Source organism: Roseibium aggregatum (genome assembly GCF_014692675.1).
In the GTDB taxonomy this organism is placed as follows: Bacteria; Pseudomonadota; Alphaproteobacteria; order Rhizobiales; family Stappiaceae; genus Roseibium; species Roseibium aggregatum_C.
On sequence record NZ_JABFCZ010000009.1, the window covers coordinates 42187 to 64529 of the forward strand.

At 62.0% G+C, this 22343-nt stretch carries 26 protein-coding genes; 18 read left to right on the forward strand and 8 right to left on the reverse strand.

Annotated features, from left to right (window positions below; genetic code table 11):
* Positions 1 to 134: 134 nt before the first annotated feature.
* From HK439_RS09305 to HK439_RS09325, 5 genes are all read left to right on the forward strand, one after another.
* Positions 135 to 1016, forward strand: a complete 882-nt coding sequence (locus tag HK439_RS09305; RefSeq protein WP_190291133.1) for a 3-hydroxybutyryl-CoA dehydrogenase — start codon at positions 135 to 137, stop codon at positions 1014 to 1016.
* A 7-nt stretch (positions 1017 to 1023) separates the two neighbouring features.
* Positions 1024 to 2502 carry a class I adenylate-forming enzyme family protein gene (locus HK439_RS09310; protein ID WP_190291134.1) on the forward strand — a complete coding sequence of 493 codons (1479 nt, stop codon included), beginning with the start codon at positions 1024 to 1026 and terminating at the stop codon, positions 2500 to 2502.
* A gap of 76 nt (positions 2503 to 2578) precedes the next feature.
* On the forward strand, positions 2579 to 2785 hold the full coding sequence (locus HK439_RS09315) for a hypothetical protein (protein ID WP_190291135.1): 207 nt from the start codon (positions 2579 to 2581) through the stop codon (positions 2783 to 2785).
* Positions 2786 to 3030: 245 nt separating this feature from the next.
* A complete protein-coding gene (locus HK439_RS09320; RefSeq protein ID WP_190291136.1) occupies positions 3031 to 3291 on the forward strand; it encodes a hypothetical protein in 261 nt (86 codons plus the stop codon).
* A gap of 42 nt (positions 3292 to 3333) precedes the next feature.
* The gene (locus HK439_RS09325; RefSeq protein ID WP_190291137.1) at positions 3334 to 3540 is read left to right on the forward strand and encodes a hypothetical protein; all 207 of its coding nucleotides are present in this window, start codon (positions 3334 to 3336) and stop codon (positions 3538 to 3540) included.
* A gap of 11 nt (positions 3541 to 3551) precedes the next feature.
* On the opposite strand, the gene tlpA is transcribed toward HK439_RS09325, so the two are convergent.
* The gene (gene tlpA / locus HK439_RS09330; RefSeq protein ID WP_190291138.1) at positions 3552 to 4214 is read right to left on the reverse strand and encodes a thiol:disulfide interchange protein TlpA; all 663 of its coding nucleotides are present in this window, start codon (positions 4212 to 4214) and stop codon (positions 3552 to 3554) included.
* A gap of 41 nt (positions 4215 to 4255) precedes the next feature.
* Between tlpA and argH the strand changes: the two genes are divergently transcribed.
* The 4 genes from argH to HK439_RS09350 all read left to right on the forward strand — a co-directional run bounded on the left by argH (position 4256) and on the right by HK439_RS09350 (position 9992).
* The gene (argH, locus tag HK439_RS09335) at positions 4256 to 5644 is read left to right on the forward strand and encodes an argininosuccinate lyase (RefSeq protein ID WP_190291139.1); all 1389 of its coding nucleotides are present in this window, start codon (positions 4256 to 4258) and stop codon (positions 5642 to 5644) included.
* 61 nt (positions 5645 to 5705) lie between these two features.
* A complete protein-coding gene (locus HK439_RS09340) occupies positions 5706 to 5948 on the forward strand; it encodes a hypothetical protein (protein ID WP_190291140.1) in 243 nt (80 codons plus the stop codon).
* Between the two features lie 62 nt (positions 5949 to 6010).
* On the forward strand, positions 6011 to 7285 hold the full coding sequence (gene lysA, locus HK439_RS09345) for a diaminopimelate decarboxylase (RefSeq protein ID WP_190291141.1): 1275 nt from the start codon (positions 6011 to 6013) through the stop codon (positions 7283 to 7285).
* Positions 7286 to 7421: 136 nt separating this feature from the next.
* A complete protein-coding gene (locus HK439_RS09350; RefSeq protein ID WP_209011677.1) occupies positions 7422 to 9992 on the forward strand; it encodes a TIGR02302 family protein in 2571 nt (856 codons plus the stop codon).
* A gap of 74 nt (positions 9993 to 10066) precedes the next feature.
* Here HK439_RS09350 and HK439_RS09355 read toward each other — a convergent pair whose 3' ends face one another.
* Genes HK439_RS09355 through HK439_RS09365 form a run of 3 tightly spaced genes read right to left on the reverse strand, consistent with a single transcriptional unit; the run spans position 10067 to position 12037 of the window.
* Positions 10067 to 10462 carry a response regulator gene (locus tag HK439_RS09355; protein WP_190291142.1) on the reverse strand — a complete coding sequence of 132 codons (396 nt, stop codon included), beginning with the start codon at positions 10460 to 10462 and terminating at the stop codon, positions 10067 to 10069.
* A gap of 2 nt (positions 10463 to 10464) precedes the next feature.
* Positions 10465 to 11028 carry a hypoxanthine phosphoribosyltransferase gene (hpt, locus tag HK439_RS09360; RefSeq protein ID WP_190291266.1) on the reverse strand — a complete coding sequence of 188 codons (564 nt, stop codon included), beginning with the start codon at positions 11026 to 11028 and terminating at the stop codon, positions 10465 to 10467.
* 1 nt (position 11029) lies between these two features.
* On the reverse strand, positions 11030 to 12037 hold the full coding sequence (locus HK439_RS09365) for a zinc-ribbon domain-containing protein (protein ID WP_190291143.1): 1008 nt from the start codon (positions 12035 to 12037) through the stop codon (positions 11030 to 11032).
* Positions 12038 to 12229: 192 nt separating this feature from the next.
* On the opposite strand from HK439_RS09365, the gene ftsE reads away from it, so the two are divergent.
* The 5 genes from ftsE to HK439_RS09390 all read left to right on the forward strand — a co-directional run bounded on the left by ftsE (position 12230) and on the right by HK439_RS09390 (position 16124).
* On the forward strand, positions 12230 to 12889 hold the full coding sequence (gene ftsE / locus HK439_RS09370) for a cell division ATP-binding protein FtsE (RefSeq protein WP_190291144.1): 660 nt from the start codon (positions 12230 to 12232) through the stop codon (positions 12887 to 12889).
* Positions 12890 to 12902: 13 nt separating this feature from the next.
* A complete protein-coding gene (locus HK439_RS09375; protein WP_209011678.1) occupies positions 12903 to 13952 on the forward strand; it encodes a cell division protein FtsX in 1050 nt (349 codons plus the stop codon).
* Between the two features lie 78 nt (positions 13953 to 14030).
* Complete coding sequence (locus HK439_RS09380) at positions 14031 to 14762, forward strand: YdcF family protein (RefSeq protein ID WP_190291145.1); 732 nt, start codon at positions 14031 to 14033, stop codon at positions 14760 to 14762.
* 46 nt (positions 14763 to 14808) lie between these two features.
* Positions 14809 to 15591: a lysophospholipid acyltransferase family protein gene (locus HK439_RS09385; RefSeq protein ID WP_190291146.1), complete on the forward strand. Its 783-nt coding sequence runs from the start codon at positions 14809 to 14811 to the stop codon at positions 15589 to 15591.
* Positions 15592 to 15746: 155 nt separating this feature from the next.
* Positions 15747 to 16124, forward strand: coding sequence for a hypothetical protein (locus tag HK439_RS09390; protein ID WP_190291147.1), 378 nt, complete (start codon positions 15747 to 15749; stop codon positions 16122 to 16124).
* A 9-nt stretch (positions 16125 to 16133) separates the two neighbouring features.
* On the opposite strand, the gene HK439_RS09395 is transcribed toward HK439_RS09390, so the two are convergent.
* Positions 16134 to 16652 carry a gamma-glutamylcyclotransferase gene (locus HK439_RS09395; protein WP_190291148.1) on the reverse strand — a complete coding sequence of 173 codons (519 nt, stop codon included), beginning with the start codon at positions 16650 to 16652 and terminating at the stop codon, positions 16134 to 16136.
* 113 nt (positions 16653 to 16765) lie between these two features.
* Between HK439_RS09395 and HK439_RS09400 the strand changes: the two genes are divergently transcribed.
* Positions 16766 to 17806: a DUF2125 domain-containing protein gene (locus HK439_RS09400; RefSeq protein ID WP_190291149.1), complete on the forward strand. Its 1041-nt coding sequence runs from the start codon at positions 16766 to 16768 to the stop codon at positions 17804 to 17806.
* 11 nt (positions 17807 to 17817) lie between these two features.
* Here the strand turns inward: HK439_RS09400 and HK439_RS09405 are convergent, their stop codons facing one another.
* Entirely contained in the window at positions 17818 to 18279 is a 462-nt protein-coding gene (locus HK439_RS09405; RefSeq protein WP_190291150.1) for a GNAT family N-acetyltransferase, read from the reverse strand.
* A gap of 164 nt (positions 18280 to 18443) precedes the next feature.
* Between HK439_RS09405 and HK439_RS09410 the strand changes: the two genes are divergently transcribed.
* The 3 genes from HK439_RS09410 (at position 18444) to HK439_RS09420 (ending at position 20571) form a co-directional block, all read left to right on the forward strand.
* The gene (locus HK439_RS09410; RefSeq protein ID WP_190291151.1) at positions 18444 to 19352 is read left to right on the forward strand and encodes a DMT family transporter; all 909 of its coding nucleotides are present in this window, start codon (positions 18444 to 18446) and stop codon (positions 19350 to 19352) included.
* Positions 19353 to 19449: 97 nt separating this feature from the next.
* Entirely contained in the window at positions 19450 to 20340 is an 891-nt protein-coding gene (locus HK439_RS09415; RefSeq protein WP_190291152.1) for an HpcH/HpaI aldolase/citrate lyase family protein, read from the forward strand.
* A gap of 27 nt (positions 20341 to 20367) precedes the next feature.
* A complete protein-coding gene (locus HK439_RS09420; protein ID WP_190291153.1) occupies positions 20368 to 20571 on the forward strand; it encodes a DUF1737 domain-containing protein in 204 nt (67 codons plus the stop codon).
* Here HK439_RS09420 and HK439_RS09425 read toward each other — a convergent pair.
* Positions 20568 to 21605 carry a hypothetical protein gene (locus HK439_RS09425; RefSeq protein WP_209011679.1) on the reverse strand — a complete coding sequence of 346 codons (1038 nt, stop codon included), beginning with the start codon at positions 21603 to 21605 and terminating at the stop codon, positions 20568 to 20570. The genes HK439_RS09420 and HK439_RS09425 overlap by 4 nt on opposite strands.
* Positions 21606 to 21626: 21 nt before the next feature.
* On the reverse strand, positions 21627 to 22265 hold the full coding sequence (locus tag HK439_RS09430) for an outer membrane lipoprotein carrier protein LolA (protein WP_190291154.1): 639 nt from the start codon (positions 22263 to 22265) through the stop codon (positions 21627 to 21629).
* Positions 22266 to 22343 lie beyond the last annotated feature (78 nt).

A 22343-nucleotide genomic window follows, 5' to 3' on the forward strand; every position in this document is an offset into this window, starting at 1 on the left:
AACATTATGCATATTCTCCCTTGGGCGGAAGTTACGAATTCCGCCCAAGGGTGCTTGCCGTTCGGCATTATACTTGCCAAAAATAGCCCGGCAGGACTTCCGAACGGACTGTCACTCAAGGATCGGAATGGACGATGGTGGTCGAAATCAAGAAAGTCGGTGTGATTGGAGCTGGTCAGATGGGCAGCGGGATCGCCCATGTCTGTGCTCTGGCCGGGTTCGACGTGGCCTTGAGCGATCTCTCCATGGAAAAGATCGAATCGGGTCTTGCCTCGATCAACGGCAACATGGCCCGGCAGGTTCAAAAAGAGCAGATTAGCGAACAGGTGCGGACCGCCGCCCTCGACCGGATCACGCCTGCGGTCGATCTCGACCTTTTGAGCAATGTCGATCTTGTCATCGAATCGGCCGTCGAAAACGAACAGGTCAAGCGCAAGATCTTTTCCCAGCTCTGCCCGATCCTGAAACCGGAAGCGATGCTGGCAACCAACACATCGTCGATTTCCATCACCCGGCTGGCCGCCTCCACGGACCGCCCGGAACGGTTCATCGGGATCCACTTCATGAACCCGGTTCCGCTGATGGAACTGGTCGAGCTGGTCCGCGGCATTGCCACCGAGGACGAAACCTTCGAAGCGGCGAAGGCATTCGTCGACCGCCTCGGCAAGCAGATCGCCGTTGCCGAAGATTTCCCCGCCTTCATGGTCAACCGCATCCTGCTGCCGATGATCAACGAGGCCATCTACACCCTTTATGAAGGGGTCGGATCGGTGGAATCCATCGACAAGGCCATGAAGCTCGGCGCCAACCACCCGATGGGTCCGCTGCAGCTGGCTGACTTCATCGGCCTCGACACCTGCCTGTCGATCATGCAGGTGCTTTATGAAGGCCTCGCCGATACCAAGTACCGGCCGTGCCCGCTTCTGGTGAAATATGTCGAAGCCGGCTGGCTCGGCCGCAAGACCCAGCGGGGCTTCTACGACTATCGCGGCGAAACTCCGGTTCCGACCCGCTAAATTCGGGATGAATCTTGCCCGCTATTGCCTGACAAATGCGTCGCCCGCCGCGGAAGCGATCGCGCTGGAAGTGGTCGGTCCGAACGGCGCCCTGAAAGAGCGCTGGACTTACGGCGACATTGAAAGGACCGTCCTTTCCATCGCCGGCGGACTAACCGAAAAAGGCCTGATGCGCGGCGACCGCATCCTGTTGCGGCTCGGCCACTCCAGCGACTTCCCGCTGGTCTATTTCGGCGCGATCGCCGGCGGTTTCGTTCCGATCCCCACATCCGAAATGCTGACCTCGGCCGAAGCGACCGCGATCCTTGAAGACAGCGGCGCGGCCGCCGTCGTCCATGACGGGCGCACGGCCCTGCCCGAAGGCAACGCACTGGTCCTCGGACCCGACGAGCTGACAGCCCTCAAGCAGTTCGGCGGTGGCGTTTACGCGGACACCAAGCCCGACGACCCCGCCTTTCTGATCTATACATCCGGCACCAGCGGAACCCCCAAGGGCGTTCTCCATGCACAGCGCGCCGCCATCGGGCGGGCGCCGATGTACAAGGGCTGGTACGGCATGTTCTCCGCCGACCGGCTGCTGCATGCCGGCGCCTTCAACTGGACCTACACGCTCGGCGTCGGCCTGATGGACCCCTGGGCCAACGGCGCCACGAGCCTTGTCTATGACGGCCCCCGCGACCCGGAAATCTGGCCGGGTCTCATCGAAAGCTGCAAGGCGACCCTGTTTGCCGCCGTCCCCAGCCTTTACCGGCGCCTTCTGAAATACGGCGATGTCACCACCGGATCGTTCCCGTTCCTGCGCCACGGCCTGACGGCCGGCGAAGCGCTTCCGGCCGGCCTTCACCGCGAATGGGTCGAACGCACCGGGCGTCCGCTTTATGAGGCGCTCGGCATGAGCGAGATTTCCACCTACATTTCCAGCGGCCCGACGGTCCCGACCAGGCCCGGATCGCCCGGAAAGCCCCAGGCAGGCCGGAAAGTCGCCATCCTGAGCGAAGACGGAGATGGAGAGGAATTCGCCGCCACCGGCGAAGCAGGCCTTCTGGCGGTGCACGAGAGCGAAACCGGCCTGATGCTCGGTTACTGGAACCGCCCCGAAGAAACCGCCGCCGCCTTCCGGGCCGGATGGTTTCTGACCGGCGACCGGGCGCGCGCGGATCAGGAAGGTTATTACTGGTACGAAGGCCGCGCCGACGACCTCATGAACGCCTTCGGCTACCGCGTGGCCCCGGAAGAAGTCGAACGGGCGCTCGGCGCCCACCCGGACGTGCTGGAGGTCGCGGTGACAAGCGTAGAGGTGCGCGAAGGCGTGAGCCTGATAACCGCCTTCATCGTTCCCAGGACCTCTGGCTGGCATGACGAAACCGCCCTGGCCAACTGGGCGCACGATCGTCTCGCCGAATACAAACGCCCGAAAGCCTACCGCTTCGTCGCATCGCTGCCCCGAACGCCCTCGGGCAAGATCCGCCGAAAAGCGCTAGTTTAGGTTTTCCGCTAAGTTTTCGTTTACCCTGTCTTAACGCCTCTTAACCTAATAACGGGTGAACCCGTAGGAGAGCGGAATGGACAGTACAGGCATTGCTGCGACCTACGCAGTCACGTCACAGGCACAGACACAACAGGCCCTTCAGGCGCAGATGATGAAGATGGCCGCGGCTCAGGATGCAAGCGTCGTCGCACTGCTCCAGTCGGGAGCCGAGAACCTGGCCGAAACGACAAGCGCCGCCCCGCCGGCGGGCATGGGCAACGTGGTCGACGTGACCGCCTGAAACATTTCCGCTCCAAAAGGGACAAAGCCGCTCAATTGAGCGGCTTTTTTTATTTTAATCCAAACAATGCGGATTGCCTTACACCTCAACACCTTACCCAAAGTTCGCTAAAATTTTATTCAAATACATATCATGTATAAAACACAGCATGAAGTCTGAATTACATTAGTTTTACGCCTTTACTTTTATTTACTTCTCGACGTTTTAAATATCTGGCAAGTCGGTCCCAAGAAGTGGATAGAACGATGCCGGAAGGAATTGGATACGGCGTACAGGCCGCATCCGCCTCTTCTGCGGCGACATCGCAACGCCAGAAGGTGGCGGAACAGGTTGAACGGATCAGCGCCCGCAAGGAAAAAACCGTTGCCGCGGTTGTCCAGAGGCAGGCGAGCTTCAGCGCCAACAGGGCCGAGACCCTGACGCGGCAGGCCGAAAAGGCTCAGGATCGCGTCGAGTCCCGAGAGGCCCGGAACGGGCTGGGGCTCAGGCTGGACGTCAGCGTTTGATAAGGTGCGCGCCCTCCCGGCGCGCCGAACAGGAGAAGAAACATGGACAGCGTTTCCAGCGCAGGCTCAGCCGCCTCACAGGCTGCCGGTCTCCGGAGTGAACTGGCGACCAATGCCATTCGCGATGCGAATGAACAGGAGCAGGCAGTCGCTGACCGGCTCGAGGACGCCCAGTCGAACGAGCAGGAAGCCCGCCGTCAGCAGCGGCAGATTCCCGGCCTCGGCCAGGCAGTCGACATCACCGCCTGACCTGAATTCGTCTAGTTGGCCTTCGTCTTCAAGGCGGCGGTCAAAAGAGCTTTGGCCTCGTCGGATGCCCATTCGGCGGGGCCATACATTGTTCCGATCTCGCATCCCGAAGGTCCGACGAGAATCGTCGTCGGCAGGCCCGTCGCCCGGGCCTTCGCCTTGAGATCCTTGAGGATGCCGTTGCTGGCGTCGCTGTAGAAACCGAGGCGGCTGACGCCGATTTCCTTCCAGAACGCCTTTGGCTTCTCCGGACCGCTCCGGTCCACATTGACCGCAACGACCTGGAAATCCTGATTTCCCATTTCCCCCTGAAGTTCATCGAGCGCCGGCATTTCCTTGCGGCAGGGCGCGCACCATGTCGCCCACAGGTTCAGCAAAATCGTGCGATCTTCGAAATCGCTGATGCGCACCGGATTTCCGTCCGGCCCGTCGAACGTCAGCTCCGAAAGCCCGAGAGGACGTTCCGCAGGACGGAAGGCGGCGACCTCGCCGGTGGCAAACGGCCTGGTCTGCTCCGCCAGCGCCATTTCCAGCGCGCAGCTTTGCGTATCGTCCGTGTTGCCATGCGGGCCGACGATCACGTATACCGCCGCAAGGACGGCGGCAGCGCCGGCAATGCCTGCGGCGATCAGACGTCGTTTCGGGCGTTGTCCAGGTTCGGTCGGCTGGGTCATTCTTCAAAACCTCGCAAGGGGCGTGATTAAAAGGACAGGGCATGAGCAATCGCATGTGGGGCGGCCGGTTTGCCGAAGGACCGGATGCCATCATGGAGGAAATCAACGCCTCCATCGATTACGACCGCAAGCTTTATAGGCAAGACATTGCGGGTTCGAAAGCCCATGTGCGCATGCTCGCGGCCTGTCAAATCGTCACGCAGGACGATGCGGACAAGATCGTTCAAGGTCTAGACACGATCCTGTCAGAAATCGAAAACGGCGAGTTCAAGTTCTCCCGCGCGCTTGAAGACATCCACATGAACATCGAGGCCCGCCTGGCCGAACTGATCGGTCCGGCAGCCGGCCGGCTGCATACGGCGCGCTCGCGCAACGACCAGGTGGCGACCGACTTCCGGCTCTGGGTGCGCGATACGCTCGACACGCTCGACGAACAGCTGACCGACCTGATGCAGGCGCTCGCCGAAAAGGCCGAGGCCCATGCGGGCGACGTCATGCCCGGCTTCACCCATCTCCAGTCCGCCCAGCCTGTCACCTTCGGCCACCATCTGCTCGCCTATGTGGAAATGTTTTCCCGCGACCGCGGCCGGGTCCGCGATGCCCGCAGGCGCATGAACGAAAGCCCGCTCGGCGCGGCCGCCCTTGCCGGCACCTCCTTCCCGATCGACCGCAGGGCGACCGCCGAGGCCCTCGGCTTCGACCGTCCGACAGCCAATTCGCTGGATGCGGTCTCCGACCGGGACTTCGTGATCGAGGCGCTGGCCGCAGCCTCGCTGTGTTCCATGCACCTGTCGCGCCTGGCGGAAGAAATCGTCATCTGGTGCTCCGCCCAGTTCGGCTTCATCAAGCTGTCCGACAAGTTCTCCACCGGCTCCTCGATCATGCCGCAAAAGAAGAACCCGGACGCCGCCGAGCTGGTGCGCGCCAAGACCGGGCGTATTTACGGCTCGCTGCAGGCGCTCCTGACCATGATGAAGGGTCTGCCGCTCGCCTATTCCAAGGACATGCAGGAAGACAAGGAACAGGCCTTTGACGGCCTTGCCAGCATCTCCCTGGCCCTTGCAGCCATGACCGGCATGGTGAAGGACCTCGAGCCGGTGACCAAGACGATGAAAAAGGCTGCCGGGTCCGGCTATTCGACTGCGACCGACCTGGCGGACTGGCTGGTCCGGGTTCTCGGACTGCCGTTCCGCGACGCCCATCACGTGACCGGCCGGATCGTCGCCATTGCCGTGGAAAAGAATATCGAGCTGCACAAGGTCCCGCTTGAAGACATGCAGGCGGTGGAGCCGAAAATCACGCCCGAAATCTATTCGGTTCTGTCCGTCGACAAGTCGGTCAGGAGCCGGACCAGCTACGGCGGAACGTCGCCCGTCAACGTCCGCAAGCAGGCGCGGCGCTGGCTGAAGGACCTCGGCCGGGGCAAATAACGCGGCAAACGGCGAAATCGGCCTTGCCGCGGGACTGCGCCCGTGCGAGGAAAAAGACGGAATGCACGATTTGAGCAAAGGGGCGGAAGTGGCCATGCATTGGGGATCCAAGGCGCTGTTATTGTGTGCGCTCTCGCTCATGCTGGCACTGGGCGGCTGCGGACGGCGCGGCGCCCTGGACATTCCCGCGGCCCCTGCGGCGACGGCGACCTCCGGCGATGACGTTCAGACCGGCCGGACAACGCAGCAGCAGACGGTCAAACCGGCAGGAAACAGCTTTCCTCTGGACTTTCTGATCAAGTAGCCGCAGCAATCAGTCGGCGCCCCCGTGGCCCTCCGTGCCCCTGGATTATTCGAGGACACCCCTTGCACCATTTCGATTACAGGAACGGCGTACTTCATGCCGAGGATGTGCCGGTCGAAAAGATCGCAGCCGAAGTCGGCACGCCGTTTTACTGCTATTCGGCGGCGACACTGACCCGTCACTACAACGTCTTTGCCTCCGCCTTCGACGATATTCCCTCGCTGGTCTGCTATGCCATGAAGGCGAATTCGAACCAGGCGGTGCTGGCGACCCTGGCGCAGCTGGGCGCCGGCATGGACGTTGTCTCCGAAGGCGAGCTGCGCCGCGCCCGCGCCGCCGGTGTTCCCGGCGACAGGATCCTGTTTTCCGGCGTTGGCAAGACCGAGGCCGAACAGGCCTATGCGCTCGACGAGGACATCCTGTGCTTCAACGTGGAATCCGAGCCGGAACTGGTTCAGCTGTCGCGGGTGGCGAGCGAAAAGGGCAAGACCGCCCGGGTCTCCCTGCGCATCAATCCCGACGTTGACGCCATGACCCATGCGAAGATTTCCACGGGCAAGGCGGAAAACAAGTTCGGCATCCCCTGGCAGCGGGCCCGTGAGGTCTACCACGAAGCGGCCGAACTGCCGGGCATCCAGGTCTCCGGGATCGACATGCATATCGGCTCGCAGATCACGAAGCTGCAGCCTTTCGACAACGCCTTTGCGCTTCTCGGCGAGCTGATCACCGATCTGCGCGCGGAAGGTCTTGCCATCGATCATGTCGACCTGGGCGGTGGCCTCGGCATTCCCTACATGACCGACAACGAGCCGCCGCCCCATCCGGACGCCTATGCGGAAGTGGTCAAGAAGCACGTCAAGCGCCTCGATTGCCGGGTCATCTTCGAGCCCGGCCGGTTGATTGCCGGCAATGCCGGCATTCTGGTGACCAGCATCATTTATGTGAAGGAAGGTGCGGACAAGACCTTCGTCATCGTCGATGCGGCGATGAACGACCTGATCCGCCCGACCCTTTATGATGCCTATCATGAGGTGCGCCCGGTCCAGGACCTGACCGCCCGGACCCGCCGAATCAGGGCGGATATCGTCGGACCGGTGTGCGAAACCGGGGATTATCTCGCCCATGACCGGGATCTGCCGGAGGTCAGGGCAGGGGAAATGCTCGCGGTCTATTCCGCCGGCGCCTATGGCGCGGTTCAGTCGGGCACCTACAATTCGCGCCTGCTCATTCCCGAAGTGATGGTAAATGAAGACCAATTCGCCGTTATCCGTCCACGACCGAACTACGACGACCTGATCGGCCTTGACCGGCTTCCCGGCTGGCTCAAGAATTCGTGATCCCGGGGTTTTCCACTTGGTTGTTTCGACAACTTGCCGGAACCTCGCGTTTGCCCCAGTCTAATCAGGAATATGTCCCTGTGCAGGAATGACGTGGAATTAGGGTTCGATCGGGGGGCAAACCGGAGGTACCCTGTTGGAGCAAAACGGCAGACCGGAAATCAGCACCCGTCCGGCCGATGATGGCCTGACCAAAGCCGAGGTGGATGCGAAGCTTGACCGGCTCGTGTTCCGCAGCCGACTGGCCCTGCTTGTTGAAAGCATCTGGCGCGCTTCCCTGCCTCCCCTTGTCGTCCTCGGATTTTTCGTCGGCCTGTCCTGGCTTGGACTGTGGCTCTACCTGCCGTTCTGGGCGCGGCTGATCGGCATCATCGGATTTGCCGTTCTGTTCATCTGGTCCTGCCGCGACCTTCTTGCCGTGAAATGGCCCTCCCGCGAGGCGGCCCTTAATCGCATAGAGCGCGACAGCGGCCAGTCGCACAGACCCCTGACCGCGATCGAGGACGACCTGTCTTCGGGCGAAAACAATCCGCAGACCGCAGCCCTCTGGGTTCTGCACAAGAAACGCATGATCCGTGCACTGGCGGCCATGCGCACACGCTTGCCCGATCCGCGGGCTTACAGGCGCGACCCCTATGCCTTGCGCGTCGCGGCCCTGATCCTGGTGATCATCGGCTTCGCCGCGACCGGCGGTGAACGCTGGACCCGGCTCGGCTCCACCTTCCGCAGCCCGATCGATGCGGAAGAAATCGCAAGCCGGCTCGATGCCTGGGTCACCCCGCCGCTCTATACCAGCGAACCCCCGGTCTATCTGACAGGAGACAGTGCAGCACTCAGGGATCCCGGCTCCGCCATCGGCATTCCGGAAGGCTCGGTTCTTGTGGTCCGCTCCCAGGGCGAAACCGGCCTTTCCATGCGGTTTGTCGGCGATGGTGCCGGCGACCCTCCCAAGCCGGTCGAGCCGGAGGCCGAAAACGGCGATCCGGAATCGGGCCTGCCGGTCGAACGGCGCCTGACCCTGGCCGAATCCGGTCGCGTCGACATGCTCAAGGACGACACGGTCGTGAAAAGCTGGGCGTTTCAGGTCAAGCCCGACGAACCGCCGATGATCCGTCTCGACAACGATCCGGAAGAACAGTTGAGCGGCGCGCTGAAGTTTTCCTACCTGGTCAAGGACGACTACGGCGTGGTTTCCGCCGAAGCCAGGATCAGCCCGGTACCGGGCACGTCCGCAGGCACAAAGACCCCGCGTCCCCTGGTCGAGGCGCCGCAATTCCCGCTTTCCCTTCCCGCCTGGACCGGGACGGCAAAGACCGGGGAAACGATCCGGGACCTGACATCCCATCCCTGGGCCGGATCGGAAGTCGATCTGGTCCTGACCGCCCGCGATGAAGCCGGACAGGTGGGAACGTCCGCACCGCACCGCTTCAAGCTGCCGCAGCGGCTCTTCCGCAAGCCTCTGGCGCGCGCGGTGGTCGAACAGCGCCGGGACCTGGCGATCGACGCCAACAACCTCAACCGCGTGCTGATCGCCTTCGACGCGCTCCTGCTCGCCCCGGACGTGTTCAACATGGAAACGCGCACCTACCTGGGGATGGATTTCGCCTACCGGCAATTGGTCAAGGCCAAAACCGATGAGGACCTGAAGGAACTCCTGCCGCTCCTGTGGGATGTGGCGCTCACCATCGAGGACGGCGACCTGTCCGTGGCGGAGCGCAATCTCCGCGACGCCCAGGAAGCGCTTCGCAAGGCGCTTGAAGAAGGCGCAAGCGAGGAGGAAATCGCCAAGCTCACCCAGCAGCTTCGCGAGGCGCTCAGCGAATACATGCAGGCCCTGGCGGAACAGATGCGGCGCAACCCGCAGGTCATGCAGCCGTTCAATTCCAATCAGCAGACGCTCAGCCAGCAGGATCTGAACGAAATGCTGAACCGGATCGAGGAACTCGCCCGCACCGGATCGCGCGACGCCGCCCGCGAATTGCTCGCCCAGATGCAGCAGATGCTGGAAAACCTGCAGGCCGGCAGGCCGCAGATGATGCCGGACAAGATGACCAGCGAAATGATGCAGATGCTCAACGAGCTCGGCAAGATGATCCAGCGCCAGCAGCAGCTGATGGACCAGACCAACAAGTTCAACCGCGATCAGCAGCAGCAGGGCGGCAAGCGGAGCCAGCAAGGCCAACAGGGAGACCAGGACGGTCCGGGCCAACCGATGACGGCCGAGCAACTGGGCAAGCTCCTGGAGCAGTTGCAGCAGGGTCAGGGCGATCTCGCCCAGCAGTTGCAGGAGCTCATGGATCAGCTCAGCCAGAACGGCATGGGCGAAAACAAGGAACTCGGCGAAGCCGGCGACGCCATGGGCCAGGCGGAACAGTCGCTCGGCGAGGGCCAGGGCGAACAGGCCGTCGGCGAGCAGGGCAATGCCCTCGATGCCCTGCGTCGCGGCGCCCAGGGCCTGACCGAGCAGATGATGAACCAGGGTCAGGGGCCGGGAATGGCCGAAGGGCGCGGGCCGCGCGACGAGGATCCTCTCGGCCGGCCGCGGCGGACCGACGGCGCCGATTTCGGCAATCGCGTGAAGGTTCCCGACGAGATCGACGTGCAACGTGCGCGCCGTATCCTGGAAGAACTGCGCCGCCGCTACTCCGATCCGTCACGGCCGAAGCTCGAACTCGATTATCTGGAACGGCTGCTGAAGCGGTATTAGGCCGTGCCGTATTCCGGAAAACAAAAGGCCCCGGTCAGCGATGACCGGGGCCTTTTTCAATTCAGGTGCCGGCTTCAGGCGTAGTAGCGGGTTTCCTCGCGCTCCGCGCCGGAAAGCGCATTGCGCACCGCACGGCGAATGTCGGCCAGCGAAAACGGCTTGGTGACCACGTCGCGGACGAGTTCGTCGAGACCGTTCGCCCGCTCGCGCTGATCGGCAAAGCCCGTCATCAGCAGGATCGGCATGTCCGGCCAGTCGCGCGCCGTATGCAGCGCCAGCGCGATCCCGTCCATGACCGGCATCTTGATATCCGACAGGAGCAGATCGAATTCGCCTTTTTCCCGGGTCAGGACTTCGACCGCCTCGCCGCCGTCTTCAACCGCCTTCACACTATGGCCATCCAGTTCCAGAGCCCGTTTTACAAAGCTCCGGACGGCTTCGTCATCTTCTGTCAGAAGGACGCGAGCCATGGTCACTCTCCTCTGGTTTCGCCGGACGATGTTTCTTCGTCCGGAACGACATATCCGATAAACGGCAGCTGCCGCCACGCATGCCCCATATCCATGCCATAGCCCACAACGAACTTGTCGGGACAGATAAATCCGACATAGTCAGCGGAAATGGCTGCTTTGCGGTGTTCCGGCTTGTCCAGAAGCGCCGCGATTCGTACCGATCGGGCACCCCGTTTCGCAAGCCGCTCCTTGGCGAAGCTCAGGGTCCGTCCGGATTCCAGGATATCATCCACCAATATTATATCCCGCCCGTTAACGTCGCTTTCCACATCCCGCAAAATACGGACCTCATCGGCCCCTTGCGTGCCGGCCCCGTAGCTGGACAGGTGCATGAACTCCATCTCCGGTGTCAGTCCCGCCCGGTGCATCGCCCGGACAAGATCTGCCGCAAATATGAAACTTCCCTTCAACACCGCCACCACCAGAAGGCGTTCAGGCCTTGCATCCGCGATCTCCCTGGCCAGGGCGTCGACCCTGGCAGCGATGGCGTCTTCATCGAAGAGCGTGTTTATAGTGACAGTCATCTTACTCAAGTATTACCTGCTTCCGGCCGCGATCGATAAAGCGCACCAGGATGTCCGAAGCGCCGTCCGGCGGGTTCGACAGGATGGTCCGGAACCTGGTTTCGTCCAGTCCTTTTAACATGGTTGTCCGCGGTTCGACGGTCCAGGCGTAAATTTCCTGAAGATCCGTGCCCCGGATCGAAAGCCTGACGGCAGGAACCGGCGTCTGTTCCTCTCCGATGTTCCGGATCGTTCCTTCAACGACGAGAACCTGCTTTCCTTCGGCGACCTCGGAAAAGGTTCTCAGGTCGCGGAATTCCAGACCGCGCAGGTTGACTTCGAGGCCAACGAATTCAAACAGGCTCGCCAGATCCGGCGCATCCCGGACGATCTGATCGCGGATCAGCACCAGGAACGCACAGATCGCGAGCGCCCCACCGAACAGCCCGATGCCGGCAATGCGGCGGTAGTTGCGCCGTGCCAGCCATTTCAGGACCGCGCCGACGACGCTTCGTTTGAACTTGTTCGGGTTGACGATGATCTTCGGGCGCTTTGCCAGGGTCTCGATGTCCGCCGGCCGCTTTGACGGGTCCCCCGTATCGTCCTCGTCCTCTTCGTCGTAGTCGTCATCGTCTTCCGAGGCCAGAGTGGCGCGCGGCGCGGGTGCGGGCGTGGAAGCGGCGGGCTCTTTTTCCTCCTCCTCTTCGTCCTCATCCTCTTCGGAAAAGGCGTCGCCGGAGGTCACGCTGTCGAGGTCATCATCCTCGTCGTCCGCGGCTTCCGCCGCAAAACCTTTTTCCTCCGCTGCGCGTTGTTCATCGGCCTCGTCCTCCATCCAGTGGGCTTCGTCCGCAGTGTCGGCATCCGCCGGCGGCGAATCGGCCTCCAGGTCGAGGTCTTCATTTGCCTTCTTCGGGCTGACGAACCAGCGGTTGCCGCAGCGTGCGCATTTGACGCTGCGCCCTTCTTCGCCAAGAATCTCGGGCTTGATGTCGTAGGCAGTCTTGCAGTCGGGGCATTTGATCTTCATCCGAGAAGACCCTTCGCCTTATGTGTTATGAGGACGTTCAAGTGTAGCCGATCTGGTCGAAATTTCGGTACAAATTCCGGTCAGGCAACATATCCACACACTCCGACCTTTATCGTTTCTAAAGGACCTTTATATGTTTAATGAAGCGTTAACGGGACCGCGTTAGCGTTTGCCGTTTTCAGGAGGTATTGGGTGATCCGCTTCGAAAATGTCGGACTGAGATATGGCATGGGGCCGGAAATCCTGCGGGACTTGACGTTTCAGATCGAGCCTCAGTCGTTCCAGTTCCTGACCGGTCCGTCCGGCGCGGGTAAAACCAGTCTGATCAGATTACTTTTCATGTCCCTTCGCCCCACCCGCGGCCTGATCAGGGTTTTCGACCGGGACCTGTCCGTCATATCCAAGCAGGAATTGCCGGAACTGCGCCGAAAGATCGGCGTCGTGTTCCAGGACTTCCGCCTGCTCGACCATCTGACCACTTATGAAAACGTCGCCCTGCCCCTGCGCGTGCTCGGCAAGGAGGAATCGGACTATCGTGCCGACGTGATCGAACTTCTCAAATGGGTCGGCCTGGGCGACCGGATGCATGTGCTGCCGCCCGTTCTTTCAGGTGGGGAAAAACAGCGTGCCGCCATCGCCCGCGCCTTGATCACCCGGCCGGACATGCTGCTGGCGGACGAGCCGACCGGCAACGTGGATCCGCCTCTGGCGCGCAGGCTACTGCGCCTTTTCATCGAACTGAACAAGCTCGGCACGTCCGTCGTGATTGCAACCCACGACATTGCCTTGTTGGAACAGGTGGATGCACGGCGTATGGTGCTGGCGGATGGCCGTCTTTCCATATTCGATTAATACGAGCTCCTGAATGAGGCCTGCCAAGATGGCCACGGTGAAAAAACAACCGGCGCGGAACAAGATCCGGAACGCCGTCAAGGCGCCGCGCAAACCCGCGCGTCCGAAACTGCCGCCCAAGGCCGCAAACGCCGGTGGCGCAGTCTACGCGGACGAACGGAAGCTGCGGCCGACGGCTGCAATCGTGCCGCCGCAATCCGTCGCCGGGCGGGCGCTGACCCTAGTGGTCGCCATCATGAGCTTCCTCGCCTGCCTGACCATCGGTGCGGTCTCCATCGTCTGGGATGCCGCCGATGCCTGGCAGAACGACCTGGTCCGCGAAGTCACGATCCAGATCAGGCCGGCCGACGGCGTCGACATGATCCGGGAAATCGACAAGGCGGTCGCACTCACCCAGGAATTTGCCGGTGTCGGCTCCGTCCGCGCCCTGTCGGACGAGGAAACAAAGGCCCTGCTCCAGCCCTGGCTCGGGGAGGGGCTGGATCTTGAAAGCCTGCCCGTTCCGCGGCTCATCGAGGTTTCGATCGACGATCCGTCCGCCCTCGACCTCAACCAGCTCCGCCAGGCGCTTGAGCGCCAGGTCTCCGGAGCGAGCCTCGACGACCATTCGATCTGGACCTCCCGCCTGTCCGCCATGGCGGGGGCCGTCGTCATTGCCGGCTTCGCGATCATGGCGCTGGTCATGGCCTCCATGGTGCTCAGCGTGGTCTTCGCGACACAGGCGGCCATGGCGGGCAACAAGGACGTCGTTTCCGTCCTCCACTTCGTCGGCGCGGAAGACAGTTTCATCGCGCGGGAGTTCCAGCGTCACTTTCTGCTTCTCGGCCTGAAGGGCGGCGTGACCGGCGGGGCTGTCGCATCGCTTTGCTTCGTCCTGCTCGACATGTTCACCCGGGAGACCGCAGGACAGGCAAGTTCCGACCAGCTGTCGGCTCTTTTCGGAACCGTTTCGGTCAGCCTGCCGGGCTATCTCGGGGTCGTTGGCATCGTCTTTCTGGTCGCCGTATTGACCGCTCTGACCTCAGGGCTCGCGGTCAAGGCGCATCTTGCGAAGGCCGATTGATAAAATACCCTTCCGCTTTTTCCCAAAAGCAACCCATTTTGCACGCAAAAAGGCCGAATCATCTAAGATAATAAGGATATGAGCAGTACGCGGACTGCCGATGACAATCATGCGGAAGCCTGTGAGGTCAGCGGCATGCAGATACCGGCCGAACCGAAACCGGAAAGCGGCCTCTCGACACCGGCCGGAAAGACGCGCCGGCGCAGGACAGGTGTACGGTCTGTCCTGGCTCTTTTCTGCGTCCTCATTCTGACGGCAGTGACCGCATCCTTCATCCGCTTTGCGGACAAGGTCGCGTCGATAACCATGCCCGACGACATCCAGGCGGATGCCATCGTCGTCCTGACCGGGGGAACCGAGCGCGTGTCCCATGCGATCAGGCTGCTTGAGGAAAATCGCGCCGAACGCCTGTTGATCTCGGGCGTCCATCCGGGAACCACCGTGGCCCAGATCTCCACCATGACCGGCAGCGATACGGCTCTGTTCGATTGCTGCGTCGATCTCGATCGTCTTGCGTTGAACACGGAAGGCAACGCCATTGAAACCGCAAGCTGGGTCCGCAAACATGCGTTTTCGTCGCTCTTGCTGGTGACCAGTGCCTATCACCTGCCCCGCGCAGAAGCGGAACTGCAGGGCGCCTTGCCGGATGTGCGCCTTATTCCCTATCCGGTCCAGCCGTCCGGAATGGATCTGAAGTCCTGGTATCGCGAACCGGCGACAATCCGGCTTCTCTTGCGCGAATATGTGAAGTATACCGTCGCAAGCCTTCGGATCCTCGGCCAGAACGCCCTACGCTCGCTTCGCTTCTGACGGACGTGGCCAGCCGGGTACCGCGCCCCAAATGCCTCCAGGTGCCATGCTTTTCCTGCGTTCCTCCATCTTCCAGGTCCTGTTTTACACGGTCACCCTCGCCCTGATGGTCATCGGCTCTCCCTTGCTCCTGCTGCCGCACCGGTGGGGCTGGTGGATCGTTCCGTTCTGGGCCAACGTCATGCTGTTTCTCCTGCGTCTGGTCGTCGGGCTCAAGGTTGAGGTGCGCGGCAAGGAAAACATTCCGCAAGGCGGCTATCTCGTTGCCTCCAAGCATCAGTCCGCTTGGGAAACCTTCGCGCTGATCCCCCATTTCCCGAGTGTCACCTTCATCCTGAAGCGGGAACTGCGCTGGATCCCGATTTTCGGCTGGTACACCGCCAAATACCGCCAGATCCCGATCAACCGCGGCAAGCGTGCCGCAGCCCTTGCCGCCATGATCGAAGCCGCCAAACAGGCCATTGCCGACGAACGGCAAATTCTGATTTTCCCGGAAGGGACGAGGCGTCCGGCCGGCGCAGAACCGCAGTTCAAGTTCGGCATCGCGCACCTTTACCGCGACCTGGACTGCCCGGTGCTGCCCGTCGCCCTCAATGCCGGCCTCTACTGGCCCCGCGCGTCGTGGGTCATCTATCCGGGTACGGTGATCGTCGAATTCCTGCCGCCGATTGCGCCGGGCCTCGGGCCGCGTGCCTTTCACGTAACCCTCGTGGAAACCATCGAAAGGGCAACCACCCGCCTGTGCGAAGAAGCGCGAAACGCGGACAACCCGACGCCCATGCTCGCCGTCTACGACCGGAACCGGAAGGCGGCCGGCGCGAAGGCTTAGGATCAGGCCCCTGGGATATGGACTCATTCCGGCCAATATTATGGGTTCGAATCCCAGGATTGCGCTGGATCGTTTCGATTCCCATATGAAAGGGCAACCGGCAAATTCGTTCAAAACGGATTTGTCAATGTTCCTCTTCTGTTCTAGTATGCGGCATGTCTACGACGTCAGTTACCGGTTCCAGTTCCTCTCCCGGCTTTCTGAGCGGTCTCGCCCAGGCGGAACGCTATCGCTATTTCGCCGGACGCAGCGGACAACGCTATATTTTCACGAAGATGTCCGTCGCCGATCTGGAAGATTGCCGGCAGGCCGTCGTCATCCTGCTGTCGAAACCGGACCCGAGGTCGGGAAAACGAAAGAGCGACTGTCCGGTCTGGCTCGGTGAGATCGACCGGCACGGCAAGCGCCACGGCCCGCGGCTCACCAAGGGCAAACTGGCAAGATCGGACGTATTTGTGCACCTTCTGGCGGAAAATGCCGGCATGCGCCGATCGATCCTGGAAGATCTGTCGGTTCCCGACGAGGAAGATTAGGGTAGCCAATCAGCCCTTCAGCTGCTCGGCGAGCCAGCCGACGCTGTGATCGACGATCCCCAGCTCCTCCAGGTGTGCTGCGGTGCTCAGCACATAGTCCGGATTCCGGCCCGATTTCCCAACGGCGCCGATCACGATGCCGAGCTGGTCTGCAAGCGGCAGGGCGCCCGCGTATTGAGGATGCCTGCGGTCAACGACGTAGGTCAGTGCTTCAGCCGTCTCCCCGCCGCCGAGGGAAATTTTCCGCCAGCTCTCCTGATAGACGCCGGTCACCTGTTCGCGCGCCCTGAGATAGGCGATGGTCTCTTCCCGGTTGTCGCCATGAACCCGGAATGCCATCCCGCGGCAGGCGCCGCCGTGGTCCAGACCGAAGACAAGACCCGGATTTTCCTCCGTTCCGCGGTGAACCCACGAATAGACACAAAGCGACCGATGCGCCCCGCGCAGAAGCGCCGGCCGTGCCATATCGTGGTCAAAGCCGGGGTTCCACATCAAAGACCCATAGCCAAAGACCCAAAAATCGCTCATATCCGTCCGTTAAATCGTCAAGGTTTCCGCTCAGATAACAACGGTCGGAGGCCGGTGCAACGGGCAGCGCATCGCCGCAGCAGGATTTTGAAGCACAATTGCAGGAGACCGCCTTGGGCGCCGGACCGAAAAAAAACCTGAAACTCCGTTACATAACGATGGCCGCGGCCGTTGCCGTCCTCATCGCGGTCTGGTCCGGCGGCTGGTTCTACATTCGCGGCCTGGTGGATCAACGCATGACCGCCGGACTCGACGCCATCAACGGTTCGGGAAACCTGATTGCCTGCAAGGACAGGGAGATCGGCGGATTTCCCTTCCGCTTCGAAGTCGGCTGCATCGGGCCGGTCATAACCGACCCCTCCGGCCTGTCGGTTTCTCTCAAGCGTCTGGAAGCCGTCGCCCTGGTCTACAATCCCTGGCATGTAATTTTCGAGGCTGACGGCCCGGCTGCCGCAGGCCTCCCGGTGCAGGGAAATGCCCTGTCAGCCACGTGGACGTCCGCGCTTTCCAGCATGCGCGTTTCAGGTAACGGCATTCGCCGGGCCGATCTGTCGGTCAAGGATTTCGATCTCGCTTCGAACGATATCGACTTCGCGGGCCTCAAGGCCAAAACGGTCGAGTTTCATGCCAGGCCGGTTCCCGAGACGCCCGATGCCATCGAGGCATTCGGCTCGGCGGACGGGCTTCAGGTCCATCAGCCGGGCGGGCTTGCCGCCCCGGTCGACACCCGCGTGCATCTGCGCCTGGAAAACGGCCTTGCTCTTTTCTCCGCCGCTCCGTTGAGCGCACTTCCGCACGACGACGACGGGTCGCTGCCGATCGACCTTGTGTGGATGTCGCTGAAATCGGAACAAACCGAAATCACCGCCAGCGGACATCTCCGGCTGACCGCCGATGGCACCCTGTCGGGAAAGGTCGACCTGAAGATCAAGGGCATCGATCAGGCCGACGATCTGCTGTCACGCCTGTTTGCCGCCGAAACCGGCATACCTTCAACACTGAAGGGAACCGCCATCGCCTTCGGTGTCCGGGAAACGGATCCCGACGGCACCCCGGTTACCCATCTGCCGCTGACGATCGACGGCGGCGCGCTCCGCGTCGGGATCGTGCCGCTCGGCATCACGATCCCGCCGTTGGAAGCGGGCATGTCCTGAACTTTGGTGCTTCAGTCGCCCGCGATCCGGTCGATCGGAATGACATAGCTCTTGCGATGGTCGGGCTCGGCAATCTTTTCGTAGAGCGTCACGGCCGGGACGTTCTTGCCCGGAACCAGCCAGCGCAGATGCAGCCAGCCCCGGCTCTGGCCCTCCGCCACCAGGGTTTCGACCATCTTGCGGCCGATGCCCTGCCTGCGGCTGTCCGGATGCACGTAGATATCTTCAAGCTGGCCGATACGCAGACCGGTGATCAGTTCGGGCAGATCGAAGAAAACCGCGAAACCGACCAGTTGGTCCTTCTGGAACGCACCGATCACCTCGGCCGTCTTGTCGGCGAGAATCCGTTCCGCGTAGTAATCGTCGGGGCGCCGCGGGGCGCCGCGTTTCAGAGCCTGGGCATTTTCGGCAATGAGCGGTGCAAGTTTATGGGCCTCGTCGGACCTGATGGCCCTGATGTCCGTTTTGCTCATAAGATCTCCGGGAGCTGATCGGTATGTGAGTGCGCAAGATGTCCCGAAATGCGGCTGACAATCAAGCGCCCCGGTAAAATTCCGGTTGCGAATTGGCGCCCGTGTCCGCCATATGCCTCTGCAACAAACCGAACGACAACAAAAGCGCAAGGATTGGGACCCCCATGTCAGCTCACGCCGGTCGGCTGCGTGCCACGCTTATCGGGCTGAGCGCCATTCTGATGTGGGCAACCCTCGGCCTGTTCGGCGCCGGTTCGGGAAAGGTTCCGCCGTTTCTTCTGAATGCCCTGTGTTTCGGCCTCTCAGGCGTGCTTGCCATCCTGTGGCTGGCCGCGAAGGGAAAATTGTATCTGCTGCGCCAGCCCCTGAAGGTCTGGGCCTTTGGAACGCTCGGGCTTTTCGGCTTTCATTTCTTCTACTTCACGGCCATTCGCAACGCCCCTCCGGTCGACGCCAATCTGATCAACTACACCTGGCCACTCCTGATCGTGGTCTTTTCCGCCTTCCTGCCCGGCGAACGGCTGAGGCTCCATCACGTTATCGGAACCGTCCTGGGCCTGGGCGGTGCCGCCCTGCTGATTACCGGCGGCGAGGGCCTGTCCCTTGAGGGCGGCTCGGCGCTCGGCTACGGCGCGGCGGTTACATCATGCCTGTTCTGGTCCTCCTATTCGGTCCTGTCCCGCCGGCTCGGCAGCGTTCCGACCGAAGCGGTCGCCGGCTTCTGCCTGATGACGGCCCTGCTGTCCGCCCTGTGCCACGTCTTTCTGGAACAGACCGTCTGGCCCGCCGAGGCAAGCGAATGGCTGTCCGTCGCCGCCCTCGGACTGTTTCCGGTCGGACTTGCCTTCTTCACCTGGGATATCGGCGTGAAGCGCGGGGATATCCAGGTGCTGGGCGCTGCCGCCTATTCGGCGCCGCTTCTCTCCACCCTGCTTCTGATCGCCTTCGGCTTTGGCGCCTTCACCCTTTCGGTCACGCTTGCCTGCATCGCGATTACGGTCGGCGCGGTCATCGCGGCCAAGGACATGATCTTCCGCAGGCGCGCCCGGCCGGAAACCGCTTCCGAAGCCTGATCGCGGCAGGGCCGTCTTCCACCCTTAGGTGAATTCCATCCCGGATCGGCTTCCTCTAAGTTGGCTGCACGAATTTCCGGTACCGAGAGACCCTCCGATGACGACATCCATTCGCCCGCGCCGTTCCGCCCTCTACATGCCCGGGTCCAATGCCCGCGCGTTGGAAAAGGCCAAGAGCCTCGACGTCGATTGCCTGATCCTCGACCTCGAGGACGCGGTCGCACCCGACATGAAGGCCGACGCCAGGGCCCAGATCGTGGCAGCCGTTCAGGGCGGCGGCTATGGCGACCGGGAAGTCGTCATCCGCATCAACGGCCTGGACACGGCCTGGGGCGAGGACGACCTGAAGGCGGCCATCGACGCCAGGCCCGACGCGATCCTGATCCCGAAGGTCAACAGTCCGGCCGACCTGGAGCGGGCCGCACACAAGTTGGCGCTCGGCAACGCACCCCAGACCGTCAGGCTCTGGGCAATGATGGAAACGCCGCTCGCCATGCTCAATGCCGCCGCCATTGCCGCCTGCGGCCGGGACCCGGAAGTGCGCCTGTCCTGCTTCGTCATGGGCACCAACGATCTTGCCAAGGAAACCCGCGCCAAGCTCAATCCGGGCCGGGCGGTGATGATGCCCTGGCTGATGACCTGCGTGGCGGCAGCGCGCACCGGCGGCATCGACATTCTCGACGGCGTCTACAACAACTTCTCCGATCTGGACGGCTTTGCGGCGGAATGCGCGCAAGGGGTGGAAATGGGCATGGACGGCAAGACCCTGATCCACCCGAAGCAGATCGAGGCCTGCCATGCCGCCTTCAGCCCGTCGGAAGAGGAAGTGGCCTGGGCGCGCAAGATCAACGAGATCTTCGCCCTGCCCGAAAATGCCAGCAAGGGCGCAATTCAGGTGGACGGAAAGATGGTCGAGCGGCTACATGCGGATATGGGCCTGCGCGTCATCGCCATCGCCGATGCCATCGCGGCCCGCTCCAACGCATAATCCCGAGCCTGAGAAGAGACGGATATCATGAGACTTTACCGCTTCATCACCGGTGTCGATGACAGCGAATTCTGTCATCGCGTGACCCAGGCGCTCAACAAGGGCTGGGAGCTTTCCGGTTCGCCGTCGCTCACCTATGATGCGGCCCGCGGCCGGACCATGTGCGGCCAGGCGGTGACCAAGGACGTTCCCGGCGAATACACGCCGGACATCAAGCTCGGCGATTATTAAGCCCTGAGCCGCCGGTTGATGGCGTCGAACACTCGGTTATAGGCGGCTTCGGCAACGGTCGCCTGAGCGGCCCCGAGCGGATGCAGCTGATTGAGGCCCGGCGCGGCGTTCACTTCCAGAATGGCATACCCGTCTGCCGGATCAGACAGGTTGGAAACCAGCATATCTACGCCAAAATAATTCAGGCCTAGTTTTTCTCCGGCTAAGACAGCGATTTCCATAAAGGCGCTGCCGAGGTCGTCGGTCACGACAGCCCCGGTTCCCCCTGACGACAGATTGGCGGCCGGCAGAAGCCGGACAGTGCGCCCGGATTCAGGCACGGATTCAAGCGTCAGGTCCTGTTCGGCAAGTTCCGCCAATAGCCGCAGATCCGCCCGCGTCTGCCCGGGCATGTCGGACAGAAGGACCTCGACCGTCCGCACGCCGTCACCGCGGATTTCCGCGGGCCGGCGCTCAATTGCGCAAAGAACCTTGCCCTCCAGCACGACGATCCGGAGATCGCGGCCCGCAACCGCCTCCTGGACAAGCAGGTGATCGTGATGCCGGAACAGGCGGGTCAGGCCGGTTTCGAGCTGATAGGGGCTTGAAATCTTGAGGACATCGACGCCTTCCCGGCCGTCATTGGGTTTGACGAAGACGGGAAACCCGGTTTCTGCGGCAAAGCCTTGCGCGTGATCGGGACCGATCATCCTTTCGGCCCGGGCCGGATTTTTCCTGCCGATGGCATCGATTGCGGTCGGAGCGCTGACAAGAACGCCGCGCGGCACCTGGAACCCGGCTTCTTTCAGGAAATGCGCGGTATAGGCCTTGTCTCTCGCAATCTCCGCAGCGCCCAGGGGATTGAGATCGAAATGGGTTCCCTTGAACCAGGACCGCCGGCCGTTCGGCGCCTCGATGTAGCCGGCATGGCCGATCTGCGGATCAAGCGCGAGCCGCAGGCCGTTCTTGGCGCAATACTCCGACAGGAGCCGGGCCACGAGAGGCCCCTGCCCGGTCGCATGTCCGGGCGGGCCGGAAAAGGCGGAACCGCTCACTCGGATGGGTCCTGAAACGGCCTAGTTACGGCCTTGCCGGGCATTCGCCAGATAATCGATCTTGAACAGGTCCGGGTTGGTCGGGCCGTTGGCGACGACGTTATAGACCGCGACAGAGGTCTCGTAGCCTTGCGCATCCCGCACCGTCCACTGCTTCAATTCATAGGTCTTGGCATCGAAGATCAGGGTCAGGACACCGGAATTGAACGTCGTCTGGTCGGTGAGCGTCACCGTGACCAGATCGTCTTCGACCAGGACGTTGGTGACATTCGTGTCCTTTTGCAGATCGATGTTGTCCGCCAGGAGGAAGCGCAGCGGCGTCTGGCTCAAGGGCCAGATATCCTGGGTCGCCATTTTCCGGTCCTTGACCGAGACGGACTTGCCGTCGGCGATGATGTCGAGCTTGGCCGGCGGATTGTAGTAGAAGCGCACCTTGCCGGGCCGGGCGATATAGAATTTGCCGTCGGACTGGCTGCCTTCGGGACCGAACTGGACGAAATCGCCGTTCATGGTTTTGACCGAATTGAAATAGGCGTTCACGTCCTCAAGCGTCTTCGTTTCTTCCTTGCTCAGGGCGAGAGCCGGTCCGCCGGCGACAAGCGCCAGACCGGCGGCAACAATCAGCGTCTTCATGGCAAAGGCGAATTTGCGGATCGGCATGTCGTTTCCTGCGTCGGTAGTGTGGTTCGTTTCAGCCTACGTAGCGCTTTGTTGTGGCAAAGCTTGGGCATGGCACCG